This is a genomic window from Klebsiella sp. X13 (assembly GCF_003323835.1).
GTDB lineage: Bacteria > Pseudomonadota > Gammaproteobacteria > Enterobacterales > Enterobacteriaceae > Klebsiella > Klebsiella ornithinolytica.
This window is the reverse complement of the sequence record NZ_CP030874.1, coordinates 5,268,600-5,294,302: the sequence shown is the minus strand read 5'-3', so window position 1 is coordinate 5,294,302 and position 25,703 is coordinate 5,268,600. Positions and strand designations below refer to the sequence as shown.

Below are 25,703 nucleotides of genomic sequence, written 5' to 3'. Positions count from 1 at the left end.
CACAAAATTGCAGGTATACCCTGTGGTTATAACCTTATTAAAAATACGGCATTGATAAGCGTTTTCAATATCATTTAATTAACTATAATGAACCAACTGCTTACTCGGCATTAACACTTCCTGCCGCTTGACAATAATGGAGATGATTATGAGTTATACACTGCCAGCCCTGCCGTACGCTTATGACGCCCTGGAACCGCACTTTGATAAGCAGACGATGGAAATCCATCACACTAAACATCACCAGGCCTACGTTAACAACGCCAACGCTGCGCTGGAGAGCCTGCCGGAATTTGCTGACCTGTCTGCTGAAGAACTGATCGCCAAACTGGATCAGCTGCCGGCTGACAAAAAAACCGTACTGCGTAACAACGCGGGCGGCCACGCTAACCACAGCCTGTTCTGGAAAGGCCTGAAAACCGGTACCACCCTGCAGGGCGACCTGAAAGCCGCTATCGAACGTGATTTCGGTTCCGTTGATAACTTCAAAGCGGAGTTTGAAAAAGCGGCTGCGACCCGTTTCGGTTCTGGCTGGGCATGGCTGGTGCTGAAGGGCGACAAACTGGCCGTGGTTTCTACCGCTAACCAGGACTCCCCGCTGATGGGCGAAGCTATCTCCGGCGCTTCCGGCTTCCCGATTCTGGGCCTGGACGTTTGGGAACACGCTTACTACCTGAAATTCCAGAACCGTCGTCCGGACTACATCAAAGAGTTCTGGAACGTGGTTAACTGGGACGAAGCAGCAGCACGTTTTGCCGCCAAAAAATAAGGTTGCATTGTGCTGAACGAGAAGCGAGTCTGATGACTCGCTTTTTTTATATCCGCAGCAAAGGAGCAGCGATGCACTATCCGGTGAATGTCTTTGTGGGCAAGGTAAGGGATTACGACGGCAGCCGTCCAAGCGCCATCGGGAAAATTCAGGTCGACGGTGAACTGACCCTCGGCGAACTGGGGCTGGAGGGCGATGAACAGGCGGAGACGAAAATACATGGCGGGCCGGACCGCGCGCTGTGCCACTATCCCCGTGAACACTACGCCCATTGGGCTCTTGAACTTCCGCAGCAGGCGGATCTTTTCTGCGCCCCGGCGTTTGGCGAGAATCTCTCGACCGAAGGACTGACCGAAAAAGAGGTCTGTATCGGCGACATCTTTCGCTGGGGAGAGGCGCTGATTCAGGTGACGCAGCCGCGTTCACCGTGCTTCAAGCTTAACTATCATTTTGCTGTCAGCGATATGGCGCAGCTTATGCAGAACAGCGGTAAAACCGGCTGGCTGTATCGGGTCGTGGCGGGCGGGCGGGTATCCGGCGATGCGCCGCTGGAGCTGGTTTCCCGACTAAGCGATGTGAGCGTCCATGAGGCGGGGGCCATTGCCTGGCATATGCCGTTCGATGACGAACAATACCATCGCCTGCTCTCGGCGGCGGGGCTGTCGGTGAGCTGGAGCCGTACCATGCAGAAACGGCGCCTGAGCGGGCAGATAGAAGACAATTCGCGGAGATTGTGGGGAAAATAATTCGCCGATAACGCCGCAGGCGCTGGCTGCGAACGATCCCTGAGGCGGCGCGCTGCGCCTGTCCGGGCTACCCGTCTGCGGACGGTTGTGGTAGCCCGGCTAAGCGCAGCGTAAGCCGGAGAAGAGCGATCAGGTGCGCTTATACAGCGGCAGCCAGATGGTCAGCCGCAAACCGCCTAACGGGCTGTCATCGGCTTTGACCCAGCCGCGATGCTGCTGAATCGCCGCCTCGACAATCGCCAGCCCCAGACCGGTGCCGCCGGACTCGCGATCGCGTGCCTCGTCGGTACGGTAGAACGGACGGAAAATCTGCTCGCGATCCTCCGGACTGACGCCCGGACCATCATCATCGACGTTGACCGTGATGCCGTCTTTATCCACCGAAAAACTGACCGAAATTTTGGTGTGCGAGTAGCGCAGCGCGTTACGGACGATATTTTCCAGCGCGCTTTCCAGCGCATTAGGATTGCCGTACAGCGGCCAGGGACCCGGCGGATACTCGACGGTGAAGGATTTTCCAACCTGCTCGGCTTCAAACGCCGCGTTATCCAGCACTTCGCCCCACAGCTGATTGGCCTTCACCGTTTCACTGACCAGCGCGTTATTCGCCTGATTGCGCGACATCACCAGCAGGTCGTTAATCATGCTGTCCAGCCGGTGGGCTTCGGTCTCAATACGTTCAAGCTCTTTGCTCTCGCCGCTGCGACGGCGCAGTAAGGCCGTACCCAGCTGCAGGCGCGTGAGCGGCGTACGCAGCTCGTGGGAAATATCGGACAGCAGGCGCTGCTGACCGGTCATCATGCGTTCCAGCGCCGTGACCATCTGGTTAAAACTGGCCCCGGCGGCTAAAAACTCCTGCGGGCCGGCTTCCAGTTCCGGATGTTGACGCAGGTTGCCCTGGGCGACCTCATCGGCGGCGTTTTTCAACTTGCGGGCCGGTTTGGCCAGACTCCAGGCCAGCCACAGCAGCAGCGGCGAACTGACCAGCATCGTGACGATAAGCAGGAGCAGCGGGCGGTCGAACAGCAGGTTGATAAAGTCTGACTGGGATGTGCTGGCAGGGCGGATCAGATAGAGCTGGTAATTATCTTCCCCATCCCTGACGGAAAACGGCCCGACCATTTCCAGACGGCCGTAGCGTTTTTTCTGCGGATGATCGGCATTATCGGCCTGGCCGATAAAGTTACGAATGATCTGCATTTCGTTGCGTTCTGCACCGATCACGCGGCCTTCGCTGGTGACCAGCAATAAACGCTGTCCCGGCGGAGCCCACTTATCGATAGCGCGAAACAGCCGACGCCACCACATCAGGTCATTGGGGGGATCGGTCGCCAGTTCGGCCTCGACGTGCTGTTCAATCATGGTGCCCTGACGCTGTTCGCTCTCCAGCAGTTCGGTCATCTGGCGCGAGTCCAGCTTGGGCAACATCAGAACCAGCATCAACACCAGCGCCAGCGTGAGCCAGAAAATAGCGAAGATGCGTGCGGTTAAACTTCCTATCATGAAGCCGAAACCATCAGGTAGCCGCGTCCGCGCAGGGTTTTAAACCACGGATGGCCGTCTTTGCGTTCCGGCAGCTTACGACGCAGATTGGAAATATGCATGTCGATGGCGCGATCGAACGGCGTCAGGCGTTTTCCCAATACTTCCTGGCTCAGATGTTCACGAGAAACAACCTGGCCAAGATGCTGTGCCAGCAGGTAGAGCAGGGTGAATTCCGTGCCGGTCAGTTCCAGGGTCTGACCATCGAAATTGGCTTCCTGGCGGCCGGGGTTGAGGCTCAAGGCGTCAACTTCCAGCGTCGGGGAACCGACTTCGGTAGTTTGCTGCTGCTCACTCCAGTGAGAACGGCGCAGAATCGCGCGTATACGCGCCACCAGCTCACGATCGTTGAAGGGCTTAGGCAAGTAATCATCCGCGCCCAGCTCGAGGCCGAGAACGCGATCCAGCTCGCTGCCGCGGGCAGTTAGCATGATAACCGGGGTCTGGTGTGTCTGACGTAACTCTTTAAGCGTATCGATACCGTTTTTCTTCGGCATCATCACATCAAGCAAAAGTAAATCGATGCTGTCGTCCAGAAGGGCCAGCGCCTGTTCCCCGTCATGGGCCACGAGCACGTTAAATCCTTCCATATCGAGCAGCTCTTTTAACAGGGAGGTGAGCTCCCGGTCATCATCAACTAACAGGATTTTATTCATTGTTTAAATACCTCCGAGGCAGAAATTACGTCATCAAGGCTCGCTAATCCATGACTTTACGTTGTTTTACACCCCCTGACGCATGTTTGCAGCCCGAATCGTAGACTGTATCTCGTTGAATCGCTACACAGACACAAACGTATTGGGAGTATGTGATGCGCAATGTTATTGCTGCCGTCATGGCCTCAACGCTGGCGCTAAGTGCATATAGCCAAGCCGCTGAAGTCGTTACCAGCGTTAACTGGCTCCCCGGAGATGACGGGGCGCAGCGCACCAGCCAGAGTCATATGTTTGACGGCATAAGTTTAACCGAACAGCAACGCCAGCAGTTACGAGATCTTATGCAACGGGCACGCCATGACAGGCAACCCATTAATGTTAGCGAAATGGAGACAATGCATCGTCTTGTCACCGCAGAAAATTTTGATGAAAACGCTGTGCGCGCTCAGGCTAATAAAATGGCGCAGGAACAGGTTACTCGCCAGATTGAAATGGCGAAGGTTCGCAACCAGATGTACCACCTGTTAACGCCGGAGCAGCAAGCGGTTCTTAATGCGAAACACCAGCAACGAATGGATCAGTTGCGCGAGGTTGCAAGGATGCAAAAAGGTTCAGCAACCATGCTGTCGAGTAGTAGCAATACCGTGCAACCCCAGTAGTAGACCCTGTTTTCCTTGCCATAGACACCATCCCTGTCTTCCCCCACATGATGTGGGGGTTTTTTTTGCCTGTCATTCGGCGAAACGACTCCCGCCTTGCTCCTCGTTGCGACAACAGTTCAGGTTATACTAAGCGCATCGCCGAAGAGGAGCATGTATGAATCAATCTTATGGGCGGCTGGTGAGCCGTGCGGCTATTGCGGCGACGGTGATGGCGTCCGCGTTACTTTTGATCAAGATTTTTGCGTGGTGGTACACCGGGTCTGTGAGTATTCTGGCTGCGCTTGTGGACTCGCTGGTGGATATTGCCGCCTCGTTAACGAATCTGCTGGTCGTGCGCTATTCGCTCCAGCCGGCAGATGAGGAACATACTTTTGGTCACGGTAAGGCAGAATCGCTGGCCGCGCTGGCACAAAGTATGTTTATCTCCGGGTCGGCTCTGTTTCTGTTTTTGACCGGTATTCAGCACCTGGCGCGTCCGGAACCGATGCAGGCGGCGGGTGTCGGTATTGCCGTGACGCTGATCGCGCTGGTCAGCACGCTGGTGCTGGTAACGTTCCAGCGTTGGGTGGTCAGAAAAACGCAAAGTCAGGCGGTGCGAGCAGATATGCTTCATTATCAGTCTGATGTTATGATGAACGGCGCAATTCTGGTGGCGCTGGGCCTCTCCTGGTATGGTTGGCATCGTGCCGACGCGCTGTTTGCTCTCGGGATTGGCATCTATATTTTATATAGCGCTCTGCGTATGGGTTATGACGCCATTCAGTCGTTGTTAGACCGCGCGCTTCCTGACGAGGAACGTCAGGAAATTATCAATATCGTGACCGAATGGCCAGGCGTCAGCGGGGCACACGATCTACGGACGCGGCAGTCAGGGCCGACTCGCTTTATTCAAATACATTTGGAAATGGAAGATAACCTCCCGCTGGTTCAGGCACACGTGATTGCCGATCAGGTGGAGCAGGCAATTCTGCACCGTTTCCCGGGTTCTGATGTCATTATCCATCAGGATCCCTGTTCTGTGGTGCCGCTGGCGCGGCAGGGCGTTTTTTGAGCTTTGGGTTATAGTCTGTAAACTCGATGTAAAAGTGTGGGGCAGATCGGCATTTTTTGTATAAATTACCGCCATTTGGTCTGACCTGAATCAATTCAGCCAGAAGCGTTTGATATACTATTGCAATTATCGTCGTGCACTCCTGGTGAAGGAGCGCTTCAGGCAACAGGATTATTTTTTGCTTCCTAAGTTCAGAGGTAGTCATGATTAAGAAAATCGGTGTATTGACAAGTGGCGGTGATGCTCCGGGCATGAACGCAGCAATTCGCGGCGTTGTGCGCGCAGCATTAACGGAAGGTCTGGAAGTTTTTGGAATCTATGACGGTTACCTCGGCCTGTATGAAGATCGCATGGTTCAGCTCGACCGCTACAGTGTTTCCGACATGATCAACCGTGGTGGCACTTTCCTCGGGTCAGCACGCTTCCCCGAGTTCCGCGAAGAACATATTCGTGCCGTTGCGCTCGAGAACATGAAAAAGCGTGGCCTGGATGCGCTGGTCGTTATCGGCGGTGATGGTTCTTACATGGGGGCGATGCGTCTGACTGAAATGGGCTTCCCGTGCATCGGCCTGCCAGGCACCATCGATAACGATATCAAAGGCACTGACTACACTATCGGTTTCTTTACCGCGCTGAGCACCGTAGTGGAAGCCATTGACCGCCTGCGCGATACCTCTTCTTCCCACCAGCGTATTTCGGTTGTTGAAGTGATGGGGCGTTACTGCGGCGATCTGACTCTGGCTGCGGCGATTGCCGGCGGGTGTGAGTTCATCATGGTGCCGGAAGTGGAATACACGCGTGACGATCTGGTCGCTGAAATCAAAGCCGGCATCGCCAAAGGTAAGAAACACGCCATCGTGGCCATTACCGAACATATGTGCGACGTGGACGAGCTGGCGCACTACATTGAGAAAGAAACCGGCCGTGAAACCCGGGCGACCGTTCTGGGCCACATTCAGCGCGGCGGTTCCCCGGTTCCTTATGACCGTATTCTGGCATCCCGCATGGGCGCCTACGCGATTGAACTGCTGCAGCAGGGATTCGGTGGCCGCTGCGTCGGTATTCAGAACGAGAAGCTGGTGCACCACGACATCATCGACGCTATCGAGAACATGAAGCGTCCGTTCAAAAATGACTGGCTGGATTGCGCGAAGAAACTGTACTAATTCTGGCGTGAAACAAACGAAAAGGCCTTCTCAGAGAGAAGGCCTTTTTAATTAGTGGGCAGGCTATTCGATATCCAGTGCATCCTCGGACAGGATGATCCCGGTATTATCGGCATACAGATGGTCACCGGAGAAGAAGGTCACGCCGCCGAAATTGACGCGTACGTCGCTTTCGCCGATACCTTCGCCAGCAGCCCCCACGGGAATGGCGGCCAGCGCCTGGATGCCAATATCCAGATCTTCAAGGTCGTCAACCTGACGCACCGCGCCATAGACGACAATCCCTTCCCACTCATTTTGTACGGCAAGACGCGCCAGGTCAGCGTCAATCAACGCACGTCGGACGGAACCCCCGCCATCGATCAGCAAGATGTGACCACGGCCGTTCTGTTCGAGCATATCGTATAGCAACCCGTTATCCTCGAAACATTTCACCGTGATGATTTGTCCACCAAACGACGACCGCCCCCCAAAGTTGGAGAACAGAGGTTCCACTACGTTGACATCCTCCTGGTAGATGTCACAAAGCTCGGAAGTATCGTATTTCATAGGCTTAACGTTCAGTTGCTGCGAGAGATTTTAGTATATCTCGCGAATCGTATTGTTGGCAAAATCATCAATTGTTAATTGATATTTGTCAGTTAACCTACCAGCTTGCTGCAAATAATCCCAATGACAAACAGCAGGTTGGTCAGCAGCGCTGCTTTCACCGTGCGTTCCAGCATCGGGCGCATTGCCACCGGCTCGCGCTCGCGTATCACAAATCGCGCCTGCTTCACCAGCAGCGGCGTGGCGAGCAGGAACAGACAACCCCATGGGCTATGCAGAGAAATTAGGGTAAACAGCGCCAGGCACAGCGGCGCACCGATGAGCAGGCAAGCGTGATAGCGGCGAGCGTTGAGCGGCCCCAGACGTACTGCCAGCGTGTTTTTGCCGTTCTCTCTGTCGCTGTCGATATCGCGCAGATTATTGATATTCAGCACCGCGGCGGCTAACAGACCACAGGCGGTAGCGGGGAGGAAAATGGTTGCTTCAATCGTGTGGGCCTGGAGATACCAGCTTCCTGCGACGCTAAGCCAGCCAAAGAAGACCAGCACCGAGATATCGCCAAGGCCGATGTAGCCATAGGGCCGGGTGCCGACGGTGTAGGTGATCGCGGCGATAATCGCTAAACTCCCCAGCACCATGAAACCAATAAAATCGGCCATCGTCTGCCAGGCGCAGAACAACAGCGCCAGCCCGGAGAGGCAAATCAGCACCACGGTAACGATCAGCGCGCGTTTCATCTGCGGCTGGGTAATGGCCCCTTTTTGCATGCCGCGTAGCGGCCCGATACGGTCGGGTTTATCGCTGCCCTTAACGGCATCGCCATAATCGTTCGCCAGGTTGGATAAGATTTGCAGCAGGCCGGCGGTGATCAGCGCCAGCAGCGCCACCCAGGGATCGAAGTACCCCTGATGCCACGCGAGCGTCGTACCGACAACAATGGCGGAAAAGGCCAGCGGTAGCGTTTTTGGCCGCAGGCTTTCCAGCCAGGCCTGGGTTCGGTTTATCGGTTGTTCAGTCATAATTCCTGGCCAAAAAAATGGGGCTATATATAGCCCCATCGATTGTGATGAAAATACATTGAACCGGATTATAGGATAAAACGGCTCAGATCTTCATCCGCCACCAGCACATCCAGATGCTTACCAACATACTCGGCATCAATAATGATGCTCTGACCACCCATTTCGCTGGCGTCAAAGGAGATGTCTTCAATCAAACGCTCCAGCACGGTGTGCAGACGACGAGCGCCGATGTTTTCGGTGGTTTCGTTAACCTGCCATGCCGCCTGCGCAATGCGCTTGATGCCGTCTTCCGTAAACTCGATGTTGACGCCTTCGGTCGCCATCAACGCTTTATACTGAACGGTGATGGAGGCGTTCGGCTCGGTCAGGATGCGCTCGAAATCTTCCGTCGTCAGCGCTTTCAGCTCGACGCGAATCGGCAGACGACCCTGTAGTTCAGGGATCAGGTCAGACGGACTGGCCACCTGGAATGCGCCAGAGGCGATAAACAGAATGTGGTCAGTTTTCACCATGCCGTGTTTGGTCGACACCGTGCAGCCTTCGACCAACGGCAGCAGGTCGCGCTGCACGCCTTCGCGAGAGACATCCGGGCCGGAGCTGTTGCCGCCGCGCTTACAGATTTTGTCGATCTCATCGATAAATACGATACCGTGTTGTTCTACGGCGTCGATGGCATCCTGTTTGAGCTCTTCCGGGTTGACCAGCTTCGCCGCTTCTTCTTCAATCAGCAGCTTCATTGCGTCTTTGATTTTCAGCTTGCGCGGTTTTTGCTTCTGGCCGCCCAGGTTCTGGAACATCGACTGCAGCTGGCTGGTCATCTCTTCCATGCCCGGAGGGGACATGATTTCCACACCCATCGGTGCAGCGGCAAGATCGATCTCGATTTCTTTATCGTCGAGCTGACCTTCGCGCAGTTTTTTGCGGAATGCCTGACGGGCGGCAGACGGTTCCTGAGGCTGTTCCGCCTGGCCCCAGTTGTTTTTTGCCGGCGGGATCAGCACATCAAGAATGCGCTCTTCCGCCAGCTCTTCCGCGCGATAGCGGTTTTTATCGATCGACTGCATGCGGACCATTTTGATCGCCGCATCGGTCAGGTCGCGGATAATCGAATCCACTTCTTTCCCGACATAGCCCACTTCGGTGAATTTTGTGGCTTCAACTTTGATGAACGGCGCGTTGGCCAGTTTCGCCAGACGACGGGCAATTTCCGTTTTACCCACACCGGTCGGACCGATCATCAGAATGTTTTTCGGCGTGACTTCGTGACGCAGCTCTTCGTTCAGCTGCATACGGCGCCAGCGGTTACGCAGCGCGATAGCGACAGAACGCTTCGCCGCGTCCTGGCCGATAATATGTTTGTCGAGTTCGCTGACAATTTCGCGTGGGGTCATTTCAGACATGGGAGATCCTTACGCTTTAGAGGCTAATTCTTCGATGGTGTGGAAATGGTTGGTATAAATGCAGATATCACCTGCAATATTCAACGCCTTCTCTGCGATATCGCGTGCGCTCATATCGGTATTTTCCAGCAGAGCGCGGGCAGCGGCCTGAGCGTAGGGACCACCGGAGCCGATAGCAATCAGGTCGTTTTCTGGCTGCACCACGTCACCGTTACCGGTGATGATCAGCGAAGCGTTTTCATCCGCCACGGCCAGCAGAGCTTCCAGTTTGCGCAGCATACGATCGGTACGCCAGTCTTTCGCCAGTTCCACGGCGGCTTTGACCAGGTGCCCCTGATGCATTTCCAGTTTACGTTCAAACAGTTCAAATAGCGTGAAGGCGTCGGCGGTGCCGCCGGCGAAGCCCGCGATCACTTTGTCGTTGTAGAGACGACGCACTTTTTTCACGTTACCTTTCATGACGGTATTGCCAAGCGTGGCCTGGCCATCACCGGCAATAACCACATGGCCGTTACGGCGAACACTAACTATTGTTGTCACGAGCAGACCCCTTGGTTACAAAAGCGGAATAGGGGCCCCGCGCTTCACGCGGGGCAGAATGCAATTATAGATGGGGGGGATTTTTAGGGTTTCAACCCCTGGCGGCGAGACGAATGCAGTTTGCGTGTCCGGCCATCTTCAGGCGAGTGATCATATCGTTGGCGCTCTCCTTGCCCTTCAGTGGCCCAATGACCACGCGATTCCAGCCATTGTTGGTGGTAATGCGCGAGGAGAACCCTTCAAACGCCAGCTGCGCCCGAACGGTTTCCGCCTGTTCTGCGCCTTTAAAGGAGCCGCACTGAATCATCCAGCTACGATCGTCTTTCTTCTCCGCCGCTGCTTTCGGCGCCTCTTCAACGCGAGCAACCGGCGCAGCTGCCTGGGCTTTAGGCTGTGCGGCGGTATGCGCAGGCGTCTGCAGCAGATCCTGATACGGCTGTTGCGTCGAGGCGGTTTGTTTCGGCTGTTGTACCGGCTTTGGCTGCTGGTACGGCTGCTCTGCAACGCGCTGCTGCGCGCGCGGCTGTTGTTGCACCGGCGCCTGCTGCTGGGTTTGCGCCCATTGTTGCTGAGCCTGCTGCTGTTGTTGTACCTGCTGCTGCGCCAGACGCTGGCGCTGCAGCGTTTGCTGGCGCTGAGCCGGGGTTTGTTCGTTCCACGGCACCTCGGTCAGCTGGGTCGGCTGCTGGCGCATATCCGCCTGCATTTGTGCCAGCAGCTGGCGCTGTTCATTGGTCAACTGCTCGGGCTTCATGACTTCCCCGCCGGCCGTCGGTTCAGTAGGCGCACGTACGCCAGGCTGGCGACTTTCCAGCTCTTTGATATAGCGCCAGCGCTCTTCCGGTTTCGGCGGGAGGCCATTACCTGCCACCTGACGGTTTTGCAGCGCTTCCGCTTCTTCTTTTTTATGGTGCGTGATGAAGTACAGCCCACCGATAAAGGCCACCAGCACTGCCGCCGCGATCGCAACCATAGTCGGTGAAACCGCCGGAAGGCTGCTCTGTTTATTCCTTGAGCTTCGGGTATTACCCTTTTTGCGCCGCGAAGGAGCCGGTTGGCTGCGGCGTACATAATCTCGTTGTGCCACTATCGTTTCGCTGTTTTATTCGTTCGTCAGTCCGCCATGTTACTTAAGCGGCGGGCCTTTGACCAGAAGAGCAGGCCCGAAAACCTGATGGTTATGCTCTGATTTTGCGTGTACTGCCGCGAACGATCAGTTCGCAGTCCAGCAATCGTGAACCGCTGTTCACATTGTGACCATGTAGCTGATCCAGTAACAGGAGCATTGCTTCGCGGCCAATATCAAAGCGCGGTTGCGCAACGGTCGTCAATGGCGGATCGCAAAATTCGGATAAAGAGATATTATCGAAACCGACAATAGACAGATCGTCAGGTACCTTCAGTCCCCGGCGTTTTGCCAGCGACAGCGCCCCCAGCGCCATGATATCGCTATGGCAGAAGACCGCGGTCGGCGGCACCGGCAGCGCCAGAAGCTGTTCCAGCGCGCTGGCCCCGGCTTCATAGGTAAAGTTACCGCGAGCGATATAGTGCGGATCGATGGTGATCCCGCTACGACGCAACGCCTGCACATAGCCCTGGAGGCGATAGTGGCAGAGCGGCATCTCTTCCGGGCCGGCGATACAGCCAATACGCTGGTGACCCAGTTCGTGCAGATAATTCACGGCATTAAATGCGGCGGTGAGGTTATCGATGTGCACCGTGGGCAGCTCCAGCTCCGGCGCAAATTCATTCGCCATCACCATCGGCGGTAGATTGCGCTGTTCTTCAACGCCTGCGTCAAACGGCAGACGGGAGCCTAGCAACAACATACCGTCGATCTGCTTGGTAATGATCAGATCGATAAAAGTCTTTTCCTGCCGGTTCTGGTGGGCGCAGTCGCCGATCAGCACCAGATAGCCCTGTTCTGCCGCGGTAATCTCAATGCCGCGGATAATCTCGCTGAAAAAGGGATCGCAAATATCCGGTACGATGACCAGAATCGTACGCGACTCGTTACGTTTCATATTGCGTCCGAGCGACTGCGGCAAATAGCCGACTTCCAGCGCCGCCTGCTCCACCCGGTTACGGGTAGTCTGAGAAACCTTATCCGGATTCATTAACGCTCGGGACACGGTTGCCGTTGAAACGTTTGCCTTCAGGGCGACGTCTTTCATTGTGGCGGCAACCACCTGTTTTTTGGGCTTCACCTGTTTTCTCCTCGCTGACTGGCGCAGACACTTCCCTTGTGTTCTGACATCAGCAACATTTTTAGCAGATAGTCGACGCAGAGAGTTACAGAATTTTCATGAAAAACGTGATGGTTGTTGAATTTTTTCGATCCGTCTCGCAAGAGAAGGCTTAACCTTCAATAGGATCGACGTCCAGGACCCATTTTACCTTGCGCGCTTCCGGCAGCGTATTGATCAAGGCCAGCGTACCGCTGACGATATGCTGCAAGCGAACGCGTGAAGGGTGCTGGAGCAGAATTTGCCAGCGCCAGCGGCCCCCGCGTTTGGGCGCCAGCGCCGGAACCGGACCCAGCACCCACAGTTTGTCATCGGCCAGCGGACTGGCCTGCAGTAAATTACGCAACTGCTGCAGGAACAACGGCGCCTGCTGATTGTTATGGTCTTCGGCACGAATCAGGACATGGCTGGTCCACGGCGGCAGCTGCATGGTCTGCCTTTCGGCCAGCGCCTGTTCGGCAAAGGCGTCGTAGCCTTTATATAACAGCGTTTGCAGCAGCGGATGTTCCGGATGGTGGGTTTGCAAAATCACCTCTCCCTGTTTACCCGCGCGTCCTGCGCGGCCAGAGACCTGGGTATAGAGCTGAGCGAAGCGTTCTGCCGAGCGGAAATCGGCGGAAAACAGCGCACCATCGACATCCAGCAGCGACACCAGGGTAACATCCGGGAAATGATGACCTTTGGCCAGCATTTGAGTGCCGATCAGGATGCGTGCGCCGCCGCGATGAATATCGGAGAGGTGCTGTTCGAGCGCGCCTTTACGGCTGGTGGTATCCCGGTCGACGCGAGAGACCGGCACACCGGGAAACAGCGGCGCCAGCGCCTGCTCCAGCTGTTCGGTGCCCAGTCCGACCGGCACCAGATGCGTAGAGCCGCAGGAGGGGCACTGGCGCGGGATCGGACGCTGGCTGTCGCAGTGGTGGCAGCGTAAATGATGCTGTGCCTGATGCAAGGTGTAGTAGCTGTCGCAGCGCGGACACTCTGCGATCCAGCCGCAGTCATGGCACAGCAGCGCCGGGGCGAAACCGCGGCGGTTCAAAAACAGAATCACCTGATTATCGGCCTGCAAATGCTGACGCATGCGGGCAATCAGCGCCGGGGAGAGTCCCGCCTGCAATTGCTGTCCTTTCAGATCCAGCACGTGCTGCTGCGCCGGACGAGCGTTACCCGCACGCTTTGTCAGCTTCAGCTGGCGATATTTCCCCTGGCGGACATTGTATAGCGTCTCCAGCGCCGGGGTTGCCGAGCCAAGAATAATCGGGATTTGCTCGCTATGAGCGCGCCACACCGCCAGATCGCGGGCGTGATAGCGCCAGCCTTCCTGCTGCTTATAGGAGCTGTCGTGCTCTTCATCGATAACGATCACGCCCAGGTTTTTAAATGGCGTGAACAGCGAGGAGCGCGTGCCGATGACGATAGCTGCTTCGCCATTTTTGGCCTTCAGCCACGCGGAAAGACGTTCGCTGTCGTTAAGGCCGGAGTGCAGGACTTCAACCGGGGCGTTAAATCGCTGACGGAAACGGGCGATGGTTTGCGGCGTCAGGCCAATTTCCGGCACCATCACCAGCGCCTGTCGGCCTTGCGCCAGCACGTTTTCCAGCACGCTGAGGTAAACTTCCGTTTTCCCGGAGCCGGTAATCCCCGCCAGCAGCCAGGTTGAAAACCGATCCGATGCGCTGTGAATCGCCCCGACGGCCGTGGCCTGCTCGGTGTTGAGGCGCAGCCGCTCGCCGGGTACAGCAAAGTGGGTTCGCCAGTCGGTGAGGGCGGGCGCTTCGCTTGCCAGCTCGCAAAGCCCTTTCCCGCGCAGGGCCTGCAACGCCGCATCGTTGAACTCCAGCTCCGCAACCTGGTGACGCCAGATCCTTCCCTGACGCAGTGCGGCCAGAGCCTGCTGCTGTTTCGGCGAGCGTTTGAGGCTGTTGATATCGACAGCCTGGCCCTGCTCGGTCGCGAACCAGTACCACTGCGGCGCTGCGCTGGCTGGTTTCCCCTGGCGAAGCATGATCGGCAGGGCGTGGAACAGCACATCGCCGATGGGATGATGATAGTAGTCGGCCGCCCACAGCAGCAGTCGCCAGACGGCAGAAGAAAATACCGGTTCGGCATCCAGCGTGGCGATGACCGGCTTGAGCTCATCCAGCGGCAGCTCGCTGCGTTCGCTGACGGCGGTCACAATCCCAATACGCTCTTGCTTACCGAACGGCACGCGCACGCGGCAGCCTGCTTTGACCGGCATTCCCTCAGGTAGCAGGTAGTCAAAGGTACGGGGCAGCGGGACGGGCAGGGCAACGTGGGCGACGGGCATGTCATCTTCCTGACTTGAAATCTGGCCGGTTAGTATACACATTGTGATAAGGGCTCGCGGATCAGTTTGCATATGCTGGTCAAATTCTGTATGATTCGCCGCCTTTGGTGCGCTTCGTGCAGCATCAGAATCTATTACCCGGGGATTACGCTTAGCGGAATTGCGCCGGGAAATTATTAACATCGCGTGGTGTCTGGCGTTAGGGCTGGAAGAGCGACGCGGCCTTAACTGAGGTTCTCCCATGAAAAAAGATATTCATCCGAAATACGAAGAAATTACTGCTTCTTGCTCTTGCGGTAATGTCATGAAAATCCGTTCTACCGTAGGTCACGACCTGAACCTCGACGTGTGCGGTAAATGCCACCCGTTCTACACTGGCAAGCAGCGTGATGTTGCGACCGGTGGCCGCGTTGACCGCTTCAACAAGCGCTTCAGCGTTCCAGGCACCAGCAAGTAAGTTGCCGGAAGAAAAAGCCGCCCACGGGCGGCTTTTTTTGTTTCTGTCGTTATGCCCGGCATGCAGATTCAGGGTGGGCAGAGACGTAAAAAAGGGCGGAAGGTCACTTCCGCCCTTTTTTATTGACTCAGTATTCCCACGTATCCGGGTCGATACCCATCTCGCGCATAATCTGTTTCGCCGCTTCCGGGATCTCATCGCTGCGCTCTTTACGCAGGTCTTCATCGTTGGGTAACGGTTGACCGGTAAATGCATGCAGGAACGCTTCACACAGCAGTTCGCTATTGGTGGCGTGGCGCAGGTTGTTGACCTGACGACGCGTGCGTTCATCGGTGAGGATCTTCAACACCTTCAGAGGAATGGATACCGTAATTTTTTTTACTTGCTCACTCTTCTTACCGTGCTCAGCGTATGGGCTGATATATTCGCCGCTCCATTCAGCCATGAGATACCTTTAATCCTCTAGTCATTAGTTAAGGGCCAGAACCACGGTCCGGGCCATAATTGCGCGTAGTTTACCGTAGAGGGGGCGTTCTGACACCTGATAAGCCCCTGCAGAGATGCGCTAATGCATATAATTTTAACGGCTATTCTCTATTTGCTCAATCTATACGCAAAGAAGTTTAGATGTCCAGATGTATTGACGTCTATTGTGACAATGATTACTCTGGTGCCTGACTTTTCACCGATTCAGCCCAGGAACTGCCCAACATGACGCGTAAACAGGCCACCATCGCAGTGCGTAGCGGTTTAAATGACGACGAACAATACGGTTGCGTTGTCCCGCCGATTCACCTTTCCAGTACCTACAACTTTACCGGCTTTAATGAACCCCGTGCCCACGACTACTCCCGCCGCGGTAACCCTACCCGCGATGTGGTGCAGCGCGCGCTGGCGGAGCTGGAAGGGGGAGCGGGCGCCGTTCTGACCAATACCGGTATGTCGGCGATTCTGCTGGTGACGACCGTGTTCCTGAAGCCCGGCGATCTGCTGGTGGCCCCTCACGACTGCTACGGCGGCAGCTATCGTCTGTTTGATAGCCTGGCGAAGCGCGGCTGCTATCGGGTTCTGTTTGTCGATCAGAACGATGAACAGGCGCTGAGTGCGGCATTGTCTGAAAAACCGAAGCTGGTGTTGGTCGAAAGCCCAAGTAATCCATTGCTGCGCGTGGTGGATATTGCGAAAATCTGCACGCTGGCTCGTGAAGCGGGTGCGGTGAGCGTGGTGGATAACACCTTCCTGAGCCCGGCGCTGCAAAATCCGCTGGCGCTGGGAGCCGATCTGGTGCTGCATTCGTGCACAAAATACCTGAACGGGCATTCTGACGTGGTCGCCGGGGTGGTGATTGCGAAAGATCCGGCTGTTGTCACCGAACTGGCATGGTGGGCGAATAATATCGGCGTAACCGGCGGCGCATTTGACAGCTACCTGCTGCTGCGTGGTTTACGTACGCTCTCTCCGCGTATGGAAGTCGCACAGCGCAATGCGCTGGCGATTGTCGACTATCTGAAAACCCAGCCGCTGGTGAAAAAACTGTATCATCCATCTCTGCCGGAAAATCAGGGGCATGAGATTGCTGCCCGTCAGCAAAAAGGTTTTGGCGCGATGTTAAGCTTTGAGCTGAAGGGCGATGAGCAGACGCTGCGTCGTTTTCTGAGCGGATTATCGCTGTTTACGCTGGCCGAATCGCTGGGGGGCGTAGAAAGTCTGATTTCGCACGCTGCGACGATGACCCATGCAGGTATGGCGCCTGAGGCGCGCGCGGCGGCGGGGATTTCAGAAACGCTTCTGCGTATTTCGACCGGTATTGAAGATGGTGAAGATTTAATTGCCGACCTGGAAAATGGCTTCCGGGCAGCAAACGAGGAATAAACATGAGTGTGAATGCGCAGGCAGGGGCGAAGGGTCGTCAGCTGCACAAATTTGGTGGGAGTAGTTTAGCGGATGCGAAATGTTACCTGCGCGTCGCGGGGATCATGACGGAATACTCGCAGGCCGGTGACATGATGGTTGTCTCCGCCGCTGGCAGCACCACCAACCAGCTGATTAGCTGGCTGAAGCTCAGCCAGACCGATCGCCTTTCTGCGCATCAGGTACAGCAGTCGCTGCGCCGTTACCATATGGAGCTGATCGCCAGCCTGCTGTCGGCAGAAGCGGCAGATACGCTGATCGCGTCGTTTATTCACGACCTCGAGCGTCTCGCCGGCTTGCTGGATAGCGGCGTGACCGATGCGGTCTATGCTGAAGTGGTCGGCCATGGCGAAGTGTGGTCTGCACGTCTGATGGCCGCGGTGCTCAACCAGCTGGGACTGGAAGCGGCATGGCTTGACGCACGTAGCTTCCTGCGCGCCGAACGCGCTGCGCAGCCGCAGGTGGATGAAGGTCTGTCTTATCCGCTGCTGCAACAGCTGATGGCACAACATCCCAACAAACGTCTGGTGGTGACCGGCTTCATCTCGCGCAACAGCGCCGGGGAAACCGTCCTGCTGGGGCGTAATGGTTCTGACTATTCCGCGACCCAAATTGGTGCCCTGGCCGGGGCGTCTCGCGTCACTATCTGGAGCGATGTGGCCGGGGTCTACAGCGCGGATCCGCGTAAAGTGAAGGATGCGTGCCTGCTGCCGCTGCTGCGCCTGGATGAAGCCAGCGAGCTGGCGCGCCTGGCGGCTCCGGTCCTGCACGCCCGTACCCTTCAACCGGTCTCCGGTAGCGATATCGATCTGCAGCTGCGCTGTAGCTACACGCCTGAGCAAGGCTCCACGCGCATTGAGCGCGTGCTGGCGTCCGGCACCGGCGCGCGAATTGTCACCAGCCATGATGATGTCTGCCTGATTGAGTTCCAGGTGCCCGCCGGTCAGGATTTCAAGCTGGCGCACAAGGAGCTGGATCTTATCTTTAAACGCGCCCAGCTGCGCCCGCTGGCGGTGGGGGTGCATGCCGATCGTAAGCTGCTGCAGTTCTGCTATACCTCGGAAGTGGCCGACAGCGCGCTGCGTCTGCTCGATGAAGCGGGTCTGCCGGGCGAGCTGCGTCTGCGTCAGAAGCTGGCGCTGGTGGCGATGGTCGGGGCGGGCGTCAGCCGTAACCCGCTGCATTGCCACCGTTTCTGGCAGCAGTTGAAAGGACAGCCGGTCGAGTTTACCTGGCAGTCTGAAGAGGGGATTAGCCTGGTGGCGGTGCTGCGCGCAGGCCCGACGGAAAGCCTGATTCAGGGCCTGCATCAGTCCCTGTTCCGGGCAGAAAAACGTATTGGCCTGGTCCTGTTTGGTAAAGGCAACATCGGTTCGCGCTGGCTGGAGCTGTTTGCCCGTGAACAGAGTACGCTCTCAGCCCGCACCGGCTTCGAGTTTGTCCTCGCCGGCGTGGTGGACAGCCGCCGCAGCCTGCTTAACTACGACGGTCTGGATGCCAGCCGCGCGTTAGCGTTCTTTAACGATGAAGCCGTTGAGCAGGATGAAGAGTCGCTGTTCCTGTGGATGCGCGCTCATCCCTATGATGATTTAGTGGTGCTGGACGTGACCGCCAGCGAGCAGCTGGCCGATCAGTACCTTGATTTTGCCAGCCACGGCTTCCACGTCATCAGCGCCAATAAGCTGGCCGGGGCCAGCAGCAGCGATAAATATCGTCAGATTCACGATGCGTTCGAGAAAACGGGCCGCCACTGGCTGTACAACGCTACGGTCGGCGCGGGTCTGCCGGTGAACCATACCGTGCGCGACCTGATTGACAGCGGCGATACTATTCTGGCGCTGAGCGGTATTTTCTCCGGCACGCTCTCCTGGCTGTTCCTGCAGTTTGACGGCACCGTGCCGTTTACCGATCTGGTCGATCAGGCCTGGCAGCAGGGGCTGACGGAGCCGGACCCGCGCGTTGACCTGGCGGGGAAAGACGTGATGCGTAAGCTGGTTATCCTTGCGCGCGAAGCCGGTTATGACATCGAGCCCGATCAGGTGCGCGTCGAATCGCTGGTGCCTGCGCACTGTGAAGAGGGCTCTGTGGATCACTTCTTTGAGAATGGCGAAGAGCTGAACGAACAGATGCTGCAACGTCTGGAGGCCGCCCGTGAACTGGGGCTGGTTCTGCGCTACGTGGCGCGTTTTGATGCCAACGGAAAAGCGCGGGTTGGCGTTGAAGCCGTCCGCGAGGAGCATCCGCTGGCGGCGCTGCTGCCGTGCGATAACGTCTTTGCCATCGAGAGCCGCTGGTACCGCGATAACCCGCTGGTTATCCGCGGCCCGGGTGCCGGCCGCGACGTGACCGCTGGCGCTATTCAGTCGGATATTAACCGTCTGGCACAGCTGCTCTAATCCTGCCTCTGCCCGAGACCAGACCGGCGTCTGGTCTCGGAACATCAATGCGCCGCAAAGACCTCTTTGGCGGCGAACAGGCCATTTAAGGCCGCCGGGAATCCGGCATACACCGCCATCTGCATGATGACTTCGATAATCTCCTCCTGCGACAAACCGACGTGCAACCCGGCGGCAATATGCACTTTTAGCTGCGGTGCGGCATTGCCCAGCGCGGTTAAGGCGGCAATGGTGGCGATTTCACGGCTGCGTAAATCGAGCCCCGGGCGGGCGTAAATATCGCCAAACGGGAATTCAATCAGGTAGCGGGCAAAGTCCGGGGCGATGGCCTGCAGGCTTTTGACGACGGCATCGCCGCCTTTACCGTCAACGCGCTGCAACATGTCCAGGCCGGTGGTATAACGCTCGGATGTCATGATCTTTCCTCATAATGATGATGGGTTGGGAAGAAGGTTAGAGGCGTTGATCGGACTTGAGTAATACCCTTTTCGTGATACCTTTCAGGTATGACAAGTTTACGCTTACAGACTCTTGATATTCGCCTGCTGCGCTATTTTGCCGTGGTGGCGGAAGAGAATAATATCAGCCGGGCGGCGCAGCGGTTGTGTATCTCGCAGCCGCCGCTGAGCCGTCATATCCGTCATCTGGAAACGTTGCTGGGCGTGACGCTTTTTGTCCGCCATACCAAAGGGCTGATTCTTACCGCAGAGGGTGAGCGGGTGCTGGAGCTTATTCGTCCGCTTCTGGCGCTGCAGGAGGCGACGCTGAGTGCGCTGGGGCAGCTGTCCGATGACCGGCAGCAGCCCTTACGTCTGGGGCTGACGACTGCCTTCGAACAGGGTATTTTTGCGTCTCTGGAATCGGCGTTGGGTCGCCAGGTCAGGGCGCTCTCCCTCCTTCGCCACTCCTCGCCTGCCCTGGCTCAGCAGGTGCGCAAAGGCAAGCTGGACGCCGCGCTGATTGCGCTGCCGCTGGATGCCGCTGGGTTAACGCTTTCTCCTTTGCCCTATCATGAACCGCTGATTGCGGCGCTACCCGCGTCATGGCCGGAATCCGCAATCTCCCGGCTGGTCTTAGAACAGCTGAATCATCGGCCGCTGTTTTGGTTCAGGCGCGAACGTAATCCGGCCTTTTTTGACGCAACCCGGCGCATTTTTGAGCGTATTGGCTACGTGCCGGCGTATGTGGAGGAGCCCGCTGAGCATGACGTACTGCTGGCACGTATCGCACGCGGAGAAGGGATGATCTTGCTGCCGGCATCATTTGCCGCGATACAGCGTCAGGGGGTGGTATTTCATTCGCTGGAGGGGACTCGCTTGCGTTTGTCGCTGGGATTAGTGACGCGACCGGAAGATGAAGCTTTGCGCGCGTGGTTGCTGCCGTTTATTGAGGAATCATTATCTTAGCGTTGAGTTGCATGAATTAATCTCATCTTCACTGAATATTCCTCACTCTTTACGCTGATTTTTCTATTGACGCCTGCTCTCTTTTCCGTCATTTTTACATCTGGACGTCTAAACGTATAGAAGTTCGCAACACAACAAACAATAAAATGCGATTGATGAGGTAAGGTATGAGCTTTTTTCACGCCAATCAGCGGGAAGCCCTGAATCAGAGCCTGGCAGAAGTGCAGGGCCAGATTAATGTGTCCTTTGAATTCTTTCCGCCGCGCACCAGTGAAATGGAGCAAACCTTGTGGAAATCCATCGATCGCTTAAGCAGCCTGAAGCCAAAGTTTGTCTCGGTGACCTATGGCGCCAACTCCGGCGAGCGCGACCGTACTCATAGCATCATAAAGGGGATTAAGGAGCGTACCGGTCTGGAAGCGGCGCCGCATCTGACCTGTATTGACGCCAGCCGCGATGAACTGCGCACGATCGCCGAAGACTACTGGAACAACGGTATTCGCCACATCGTTGCCCTGCGCGGCGATCTGCCGCCGGGTAGCGGTAAGCCTGATATGTATGCCGCAGATCTGGTGACGCTGCTGAAAGAGGTCGGGGATTTTGATATCTCCGTTGCGGCCTATCCTGAAGTTCACCCGGAAGCCAAAAGCGCGCAGGCAGATCTGCTGAACCTGAAGCGTAAAGTCGATGCGGGTGCTAACCGCGCGATTACCCAGTTCTTCTTTGATGTGGAAAGCTATCTGCGCTTTCGCGATCGCTGCGTGTCCGCCGGTATCGATGTCGAAATTGTTCCAGGCATCCTGCCGGTTTCTAACTTCAAACAGGCGAAAAAGTTTGCCGACATGACTAACGTCCGTATTCCCGTATGGATGTCTAAAATGTTTGAAGGGCTGGATAACGATGCGGAAACTCGTCAGCTGGTGGGGGCGAATATCGCCATGGACATGGTGAAGATTTTAAGCCGTGAAGGGGTGAAGGATTTCCACTTCTACACGCTGAACCGTGCTGAGATGAGCTACGCCATCTGCCATACGCTGGGCGTGCGTCCGGCGGTATAAAAAATGGCCCTCATCGAGGGCCATGTTGTTTTATTCCCACTCGTCCAGAAAACGCTGGCCGTACTGATCGGCGACCAGTAGCGCGGCGTAGACTTCATCAGCGGTCGCGCCGCCGGGCATATTGTGGATAGTTTCTCCCTCTGCGCAGGCCGCTTCCGCGACGGTACGCATTTTGCCGGGAATATCGCCCTTAATATCCAGCTGAGCCAGGGTGAGAGGCAGCCCGACGCTGTGACACAGCGCGGCGACGGTTTCAATCTCTTCCACCGGGGCATTTTCCAGAACCAGCTGCGTCAGTGTCCCGAAGGCGACCTTTTCACCGTGATAGTAGTGATGCGCGTCCGGAATGGCGGTAAGGCCGTTATGGATCGCATGCGCTGCCGCCAGTCCGCCGCTTTCGAAACCAACGCCGCTGAGATAGGTGTTGGCTTCGATAACTTTCTCCAGCGCCGGCGTGACGACATGTTGCTCCGCCGCCAGCATCGCTTTTTCACCTTCTTCAATCAGCGTGTTGTAGCACAGCTCAGCCAGCGCCAGCGCCGCCTGAGTGCATTTGCCTCCGGCCATTGTCGTGGCGCCGCTGCGTGAACAGGCCCGGGCTTCAAACCAGGTGGCCAACGCATCACCGATGCCCGCTGCCAGCAGGCGCGGCGGAGCGCCGGCGACAATTTGCGTATCGACAATCACCATGTTCGGGTTGCGCGGCAGCATCAGATAGCTGTCAAACTCGCCTTCGTCGGTATAGATAACGGAGAGGGCGCTGCAGGGGGCATCCGTTGAGGCAATTGTCGGGGCAATCACTACCGGAAGATTCATAAAGTGGGCTAATGCTTTCGCGGTATCCAGCGTTTTTCCGCCGCCGATTCCCAGCACGGCATTGCAGCGAGCAGCGCCGGCGATTTCACGCAAGCGATTGATTTCATTATGCGAGCATTCACCGCCAAACGGCACGATTTCAGCAGCCAGACCCGCATCGGTCAGGCTTTTACGCAGCTTTTCTTCGGCAAAACCCAGCACAAACTTGTCGCCGACAATGAGCCAGCGTTCGGCCAGCGGTTTGAGATAGTTGCCAAGGCGGGTGATAGCATTCGCACCCTGAATATATTTGCCTGGGGATTGAATAATGCGATCCATTTCGATTCCTCCTGGTTGATCGTGGCGCCGCCCTCTGGCGACGCGACAATCGGGTTACAGGTTCAGATTGCCAAAAGCGTTATTCCAGTCTTGCTCAAACTTCTCTATGGCTGACTCTACCGCAGGGGTGCCAAGCATTTGTTGCGCTACGTCTAAGGGAAGGGTGATAGCTTCACAGCCGGTCAGCAGGCAATCCAGCGCCTGACGCGGAGTTTTAAAGCTGGCGGCCAGCACTTTGCTCCCCGGCGCGTGCTGTTCCAGCAGGGATTGCAGCTCCTGCACCATGCGAATCCCGTCACCCCCCTGGGCATCGACGCGGTTGACATAAGGGGCAACATATTTTGCCCCCGCCAGCGCTGCCAGCAGCCCCTGCGCGGCGCTATAGACCGCGGTACCCAGCGTCGGGATGCCTTCTTTCTTCAGTAATTTGATAGCGGCGAGGCCTTCAGCGGTGACCGGGATTTTAACCACGATGCCCGGAACGGCATTACTCAACCGTTTGGCTTCCGCCACCATGCCCTCAGCATCGCGGCTCATCGTCTGGGCAAACAGCGTTCCATCGGCTCCAATGGCCTTTTGCAGACGCGGGAGAACATCCCAGATCGGCGTTTTGCCTGCGGCGATAATGCTCGGGTTGGTGGTCACTCCGGCCAGCGGATAGATTCGTGCCAGACGTTCAACTTCTGCTACGTTCGCGGTGTCCAGATAGAGTTCCATAGCCTTTCCTCAATTCTCAATTCAGTGATGTTGAGGTAAGGATACGGCTTCTCCTCGGCGGGTCGCCAGATGACAAATTTGCCAAAAACTGGATAAATGTACGCATTGCGGGTAAGGATGATTTAGATCACATTTTCCAGCTATATCTGGCGAACCTGGGCAGGGCGAGCGTAAAAACGCGATGGCTTACTTACAAAAATCTAGTTTCTGCTTAGCGCGGCTTCTCCGTCAGCTGGCTGTGATACTGGCGGCGATACTCGGAGGGAGAACGCTCGGTATTCTTGCGAAACAGACGGCAGAAATAGTTGCTGTCGACAAAACCGCAGGCGTGAGCGACATCTTTGATTTTCATGTCGTGGCCTTTTAACAGCATTCGGGCCTGCTCAAGTCGGATGTGATTCAGATACTCGTTAAACCCCATGGGCCCGCATTTCTGGAACAGATGGGAGAGATAGTTTGGCGAGAGATAAAATTCCTGTGCCACCGATTCGCGGGTTAACGGTTCGGCAAAGCGAGCGTCGATGTATTTGCGGATCGCTTCAAAGAGCGCCTGACTTCGGGAGGCGGTTTGCACCTGGCTACCAAGCAGGTCGGCGCAGTGGCTCAGCAGGCTGATAACGATGTATCTCGCGGTGTGTTGTTCCTGCGGTTGCATCTGCATCTCATTGAGCGCCTGGAGCAGGAAGGAGCCGGTCCGGGGGCCGCGGCGCGGCACCTGAAGCCTCTCCTCAACATTCAACATACTGCCGTTCCAGCGCGTCAGGGTGAGCTCTAACTGCTGCTTGCCAAACACAATGCTCAGAACGGTACAGGGCGACTGCCAACGGGGAGAATGCCATCCGCCGGCGTGAATAAACAGCACGTCGTGCCGGGACAGCACGGGCGGATCGGCTTTGATACCGGCATCGTGAAGCTGCCCATCAAGCATGATGTCGAGGCGTGGAAAATCCGCCTTCTGCACGTTACCGGAAGCCGGACGGCTGTCGGTGGCAAATCGGATCTGCCGGATCGTCGCCGGGCTTTTGATTAACGCGTCGATGTGTTGATTGAGATCGGTATCCATTCTTGCTCCGTAGAAGGCGCCACATTTTTATCATACCGGACAGCGTGGAAAGGGTAAAAGCAGAGGGTAATGAAGGGGAATCGTATTGCAGATTATATATGATATGTTATATCGTAACATATCATTGCAAATGTTAACTCAGGAGAGAGTGATGACCAAAAAGATTTCTGCCCTTGCGCTGGGGGTTGGCATGCTGTTAGCCAGTGCTCAGACCTTTGCTCACGGCCACCATAGCCATGGCCCCGCGTTAACGGAGGCGGAGGTGAAGGCCAGCGAGGGTATTTTTGCCGATGCCGACGTTAAAGATCGGGCGCTGAGCGACTGGGATGGGATCTGGCAGTCGGTGAATCCGTATCTGCTGAAGGGGGATTTGGATCCGGTGCTGGAGCAAAAAGCCAAAAAAGCGGGCGGCAAGAGCGTGGCGGAATATCGGGAATATTATAAGAAAGGGTATGCCACCGATGTGGACCAGATTGGGATCGAAGATAACGTGATGGAGTTCCACGTTGGCAAAACCGTTAATGCCTGTAAATACACCTATTCCGGCTATAAGATCCTGACCTATGCTTCCGGCAAGAAAGGCGTGCGTTACCTGTTCGAATGTCAGCAGGCGGAATCAAAAGCGCCGAAATTTGTTCAGTTCAGCGATCATATTATCGCACCGCGTAAATCACAGCATTTCCATATCTTCATGGGCAATGACTCGCAGGAGGCCCTACTGAAAGAGATGGATAACTGGCCGACGTATTATCCTTATGCTCTGCATAAAGAGCAGATTGTCGACGAAATGCTGCACCATTAATAAAAATCCCCGGCCGCGTGATGCGGACCGGGGAAAGCGTAACCGGATCGGGCGCGATCCGGTTTTTTCCCGGTAAATATCGTCTTACCGGGAACGGCTGAT

At 56.3% G+C, this 25,703-nt stretch carries 25 protein-coding genes; 11 read left to right on the top strand and 14 right to left on the bottom strand.

The genetic code is table 11. The features are described 5' to 3' along the window. Positions 1 to 148: 148 nt before the first annotated feature. Together sodA and yiiM are read left to right on the top strand one after the other, a co-directional pair. Positions 149 to 769 carry a superoxide dismutase [Mn] gene (sodA, locus tag DSD31_RS25270; RefSeq protein ID WP_004869361.1) on the top strand — a complete coding sequence of 207 codons (621 nt, stop codon included), beginning with the start codon at positions 149 to 151 and terminating at the stop codon, positions 767 to 769. Positions 770 to 840: 71 nt separating this feature from the next. Next, entirely contained in the window at positions 841 to 1,515 is a 675-nt protein-coding gene (gene yiiM / locus DSD31_RS25265; RefSeq protein ID WP_004869365.1) for a 6-hydroxyaminopurine reductase, read from the top strand. A 129-nt stretch (positions 1,516 to 1,644) separates the two neighbouring features. Here the strand turns inward: yiiM and cpxA are convergent, their stop codons facing one another. After that, entirely contained in the window at positions 1,645 to 3,018 is a 1,374-nt protein-coding gene (gene cpxA / locus DSD31_RS25260; protein WP_004869367.1) for an envelope stress sensor histidine kinase CpxA, read from the bottom strand. Further along, positions 3,015 to 3,713: an envelope stress response regulator transcription factor CpxR gene (cpxR, locus tag DSD31_RS25255; protein WP_004869370.1), complete on the bottom strand. Its 699-nt coding sequence runs from the start codon at positions 3,711 to 3,713 to the stop codon at positions 3,015 to 3,017. The genes cpxA and cpxR overlap by 4 nt, the downstream gene beginning before the upstream one ends. A gap of 155 nt (positions 3,714 to 3,868) precedes the next feature. On the opposite strand from cpxR, the gene cpxP reads away from it, so the two are divergent. From cpxP to pfkA, 3 genes are all read left to right on the top strand, one after another. After that, complete coding sequence (cpxP, locus tag DSD31_RS25250) at positions 3,869 to 4,372, top strand: cell-envelope stress modulator CpxP (protein WP_004869373.1); 504 nt, start codon at positions 3,869 to 3,871, stop codon at positions 4,370 to 4,372. Between the two features lie 157 nt (positions 4,373 to 4,529). After that, complete coding sequence (fieF, locus tag DSD31_RS25245) at positions 4,530 to 5,426, top strand: CDF family cation-efflux transporter FieF (protein WP_004869375.1); 897 nt, start codon at positions 4,530 to 4,532, stop codon at positions 5,424 to 5,426. A 203-nt stretch (positions 5,427 to 5,629) separates the two neighbouring features. Then, a complete protein-coding gene (pfkA, locus tag DSD31_RS25240; RefSeq protein ID WP_004869378.1) occupies positions 5,630 to 6,592 on the top strand; it encodes a 6-phosphofructokinase in 963 nt (320 codons plus the stop codon). A gap of 63 nt (positions 6,593 to 6,655) precedes the next feature. On the opposite strand, the gene rraA is transcribed toward pfkA, so the two are convergent. From rraA to priA, 7 genes are all read right to left on the bottom strand, one after another. After that, complete coding sequence (gene rraA / locus DSD31_RS25235; RefSeq protein ID WP_004869382.1) at positions 6,656 to 7,141, bottom strand: ribonuclease E activity regulator RraA; 486 nt, start codon at positions 7,139 to 7,141, stop codon at positions 6,656 to 6,658. 92 nt (positions 7,142 to 7,233) lie between these two features. Further along, entirely contained in the window at positions 7,234 to 8,160 is a 927-nt protein-coding gene (gene menA, locus DSD31_RS25230; protein ID WP_113991366.1) for a 1,4-dihydroxy-2-naphthoate polyprenyltransferase, read from the bottom strand. Between the two features lie 68 nt (positions 8,161 to 8,228). Further along, complete coding sequence (gene hslU, locus DSD31_RS25225) at positions 8,229 to 9,563, bottom strand: HslU--HslV peptidase ATPase subunit (RefSeq protein WP_004869389.1); 1,335 nt, start codon at positions 9,561 to 9,563, stop codon at positions 8,229 to 8,231. 9 nt (positions 9,564 to 9,572) lie between these two features. Continuing rightward, a complete protein-coding gene (hslV, locus tag DSD31_RS25220; RefSeq protein WP_004869393.1) occupies positions 9,573 to 10,103 on the bottom strand; it encodes an ATP-dependent protease subunit HslV in 531 nt (176 codons plus the stop codon). Positions 10,104 to 10,194: 91 nt separating this feature from the next. Further along, positions 10,195 to 11,190 carry a cell division protein FtsN gene (ftsN, locus tag DSD31_RS25215; RefSeq protein WP_071887201.1) on the bottom strand — a complete coding sequence of 332 codons (996 nt, stop codon included), beginning with the start codon at positions 11,188 to 11,190 and terminating at the stop codon, positions 10,195 to 10,197. Positions 11,191 to 11,281: 91 nt separating this feature from the next. Next, positions 11,282 to 12,310, bottom strand: a complete 1,029-nt coding sequence (cytR, locus tag DSD31_RS25210) for a DNA-binding transcriptional regulator CytR (protein ID WP_004869399.1) — start codon at positions 12,308 to 12,310, stop codon at positions 11,282 to 11,284. A 151-nt stretch (positions 12,311 to 12,461) separates the two neighbouring features. Then, positions 12,462 to 14,657, bottom strand: a complete 2,196-nt coding sequence (gene priA / locus DSD31_RS25205; protein WP_004869402.1) for a primosomal protein N' — start codon at positions 14,655 to 14,657, stop codon at positions 12,462 to 12,464. Between the two features lie 241 nt (positions 14,658 to 14,898). Between priA and rpmE the strand changes: the two genes are divergently transcribed. Continuing rightward, positions 14,899 to 15,114: a 50S ribosomal protein L31 gene (gene rpmE, locus DSD31_RS25200; protein ID WP_004869403.1), complete on the top strand. Its 216-nt coding sequence runs from the start codon at positions 14,899 to 14,901 to the stop codon at positions 15,112 to 15,114. Between the two features lie 127 nt (positions 15,115 to 15,241). Here the strand turns inward: rpmE and metJ are convergent, their stop codons facing one another. Next, positions 15,242 to 15,559: a met regulon transcriptional regulator MetJ gene (gene metJ, locus DSD31_RS25195; protein ID WP_004869405.1), complete on the bottom strand. Its 318-nt coding sequence runs from the start codon at positions 15,557 to 15,559 to the stop codon at positions 15,242 to 15,244. A 266-nt stretch (positions 15,560 to 15,825) separates the two neighbouring features. On the opposite strand from metJ, the gene metB reads away from it, so the two are divergent. Continuing rightward, the gene (metB, locus tag DSD31_RS25190) at positions 15,826 to 16,986 is read left to right on the top strand and encodes a cystathionine gamma-synthase (protein WP_004869407.1); all 1,161 of its coding nucleotides are present in this window, start codon (positions 15,826 to 15,828) and stop codon (positions 16,984 to 16,986) included. A 2-nt stretch (positions 16,987 to 16,988) separates the two neighbouring features. Beyond that, complete coding sequence (locus DSD31_RS25185) at positions 16,989 to 19,421, top strand: bifunctional aspartate kinase/homoserine dehydrogenase II (protein ID WP_004869409.1); 2,433 nt, start codon at positions 16,989 to 16,991, stop codon at positions 19,419 to 19,421. 44 nt (positions 19,422 to 19,465) lie between these two features. On the opposite strand, the gene DSD31_RS25180 is transcribed toward DSD31_RS25185, so the two are convergent. Then, positions 19,466 to 19,837, bottom strand: a complete 372-nt coding sequence (locus tag DSD31_RS25180) for a carboxymuconolactone decarboxylase family protein (RefSeq protein WP_004869411.1) — start codon at positions 19,835 to 19,837, stop codon at positions 19,466 to 19,468. A 90-nt stretch (positions 19,838 to 19,927) separates the two neighbouring features. Between DSD31_RS25180 and DSD31_RS25175 the strand changes: the two genes are divergently transcribed. Both DSD31_RS25175 and metF read left to right on the top strand, forming a co-directional pair. Beyond that, positions 19,928 to 20,827 (top strand): LysR family transcriptional regulator, encoded by a 900-nt coding sequence (locus tag DSD31_RS25175; protein WP_113991365.1) that lies wholly within the window; start codon positions 19,928 to 19,930, stop codon positions 20,825 to 20,827. 167 nt (positions 20,828 to 20,994) lie between these two features. Further along, positions 20,995 to 21,885, top strand: coding sequence for a methylenetetrahydrofolate reductase (metF, locus tag DSD31_RS25170; protein WP_113991364.1), 891 nt, complete (start codon positions 20,995 to 20,997; stop codon positions 21,883 to 21,885). A 30-nt stretch (positions 21,886 to 21,915) separates the two neighbouring features. Here metF and gldA read toward each other — a convergent pair whose 3' ends face one another. The 3 genes from gldA to DSD31_RS25155 all read right to left on the bottom strand — a co-directional run bounded on the left by gldA (position 21,916) and on the right by DSD31_RS25155 (position 24,799). Then, positions 21,916 to 23,019, bottom strand: a complete 1,104-nt coding sequence (gene gldA, locus DSD31_RS25165; RefSeq protein ID WP_032724973.1) for a bifunctional L-1,2-propanediol dehydrogenase/glycerol dehydrogenase — start codon at positions 23,017 to 23,019, stop codon at positions 21,916 to 21,918. 54 nt (positions 23,020 to 23,073) lie between these two features. Continuing rightward, positions 23,074 to 23,736, bottom strand: a complete 663-nt coding sequence (gene fsa, locus DSD31_RS25160) for a fructose-6-phosphate aldolase (protein ID WP_004869426.1) — start codon at positions 23,734 to 23,736, stop codon at positions 23,074 to 23,076. A gap of 211 nt (positions 23,737 to 23,947) precedes the next feature. Next, positions 23,948 to 24,799 (bottom strand): helix-turn-helix transcriptional regulator, encoded by an 852-nt coding sequence (locus tag DSD31_RS25155; RefSeq protein ID WP_004869432.1) that lies wholly within the window; start codon positions 24,797 to 24,799, stop codon positions 23,948 to 23,950. A gap of 151 nt (positions 24,800 to 24,950) precedes the next feature. Between DSD31_RS25155 and zinT the strand changes: the two genes are divergently transcribed. After that, the gene (gene zinT, locus DSD31_RS25150; RefSeq protein WP_015585425.1) at positions 24,951 to 25,601 is read left to right on the top strand and encodes a metal-binding protein ZinT; all 651 of its coding nucleotides are present in this window, start codon (positions 24,951 to 24,953) and stop codon (positions 25,599 to 25,601) included. Positions 25,602 to 25,703 lie beyond the last annotated feature (102 nt).

What these genes read in the sequence shown, in the direction of transcription:
- fsa (WP_004869426.1), bottom strand. Translation starts at nt 23,736, where the DNA reads ATGGAACTCTATCTGGACACCGCGAACGTAGCAGAAGTTGAACGTCTG.
- sodA (WP_004869361.1), top strand. Translation starts at nt 149, where the DNA reads ATGAGTTATACACTGCCAGCCCTGCCGTACGCTTATGACGCCCTGGAA.
- metF (WP_113991364.1), top strand. Translation starts at nt 20,995, where the DNA reads ATGAGCTTTTTTCACGCCAATCAGCGGGAAGCCCTGAATCAGAGCCTG.
- metJ (WP_004869405.1), bottom strand. Translation starts at nt 15,559, where the DNA reads ATGGCTGAATGGAGCGGCGAATATATCAGCCCATACGCTGAGCACGGT.
- DSD31_RS25180 (WP_004869411.1), bottom strand. Translation starts at nt 19,837, where the DNA reads ATGACATCCGAGCGTTATACCACCGGCCTGGACATGTTGCAGCGCGTT.
- zinT (WP_015585425.1), top strand. Translation starts at nt 24,951, where the DNA reads ATGACCAAAAAGATTTCTGCCCTTGCGCTGGGGGTTGGCATGCTGTTA.
- pfkA (WP_004869378.1), top strand. Translation starts at nt 5,630, where the DNA reads ATGATTAAGAAAATCGGTGTATTGACAAGTGGCGGTGATGCTCCGGGC.
- yiiM (WP_004869365.1), top strand. Translation starts at nt 841, where the DNA reads ATGCACTATCCGGTGAATGTCTTTGTGGGCAAGGTAAGGGATTACGAC.
- rraA (WP_004869382.1), bottom strand. Translation starts at nt 7,141, where the DNA reads ATGAAATACGATACTTCCGAGCTTTGTGACATCTACCAGGAGGATGTC.
- DSD31_RS25175 (WP_113991365.1), top strand. Translation starts at nt 19,928, where the DNA reads ATGACAAGTTTACGCTTACAGACTCTTGATATTCGCCTGCTGCGCTAT.
- cpxR (WP_004869370.1), bottom strand. Translation starts at nt 3,713, where the DNA reads ATGAATAAAATCCTGTTAGTTGATGATGACCGGGAGCTCACCTCCCTG.
- hslU (WP_004869389.1), bottom strand. Translation starts at nt 9,563, where the DNA reads ATGTCTGAAATGACCCCACGCGAAATTGTCAGCGAACTCGACAAACAT.
- fieF (WP_004869375.1), top strand. Translation starts at nt 4,530, where the DNA reads ATGAATCAATCTTATGGGCGGCTGGTGAGCCGTGCGGCTATTGCGGCG.
- DSD31_RS25185 (WP_004869409.1), top strand. Translation starts at nt 16,989, where the DNA reads ATGAGTGTGAATGCGCAGGCAGGGGCGAAGGGTCGTCAGCTGCACAAA.
- cpxP (WP_004869373.1), top strand. Translation starts at nt 3,869, where the DNA reads ATGCGCAATGTTATTGCTGCCGTCATGGCCTCAACGCTGGCGCTAAGT.
- gldA (WP_032724973.1), bottom strand. Translation starts at nt 23,019, where the DNA reads ATGGATCGCATTATTCAATCCCCAGGCAAATATATTCAGGGTGCGAAT.
- rpmE (WP_004869403.1), top strand. Translation starts at nt 14,899, where the DNA reads ATGAAAAAAGATATTCATCCGAAATACGAAGAAATTACTGCTTCTTGC.
- DSD31_RS25155 (WP_004869432.1), bottom strand. Translation starts at nt 24,799, where the DNA reads ATGGATACCGATCTCAATCAACACATCGACGCGTTAATCAAAAGCCCG.
- metB (WP_004869407.1), top strand. Translation starts at nt 15,826, where the DNA reads ATGACGCGTAAACAGGCCACCATCGCAGTGCGTAGCGGTTTAAATGAC.
- priA (WP_004869402.1), bottom strand. Translation starts at nt 14,657, where the DNA reads ATGCCCGTCGCCCACGTTGCCCTGCCCGTCCCGCTGCCCCGTACCTTT.
- cpxA (WP_004869367.1), bottom strand. Translation starts at nt 3,018, where the DNA reads ATGATAGGAAGTTTAACCGCACGCATCTTCGCTATTTTCTGGCTCACG.
- menA (WP_113991366.1), bottom strand. Translation starts at nt 8,160, where the DNA reads ATGACTGAACAACCGATAAACCGAACCCAGGCCTGGCTGGAAAGCCTG.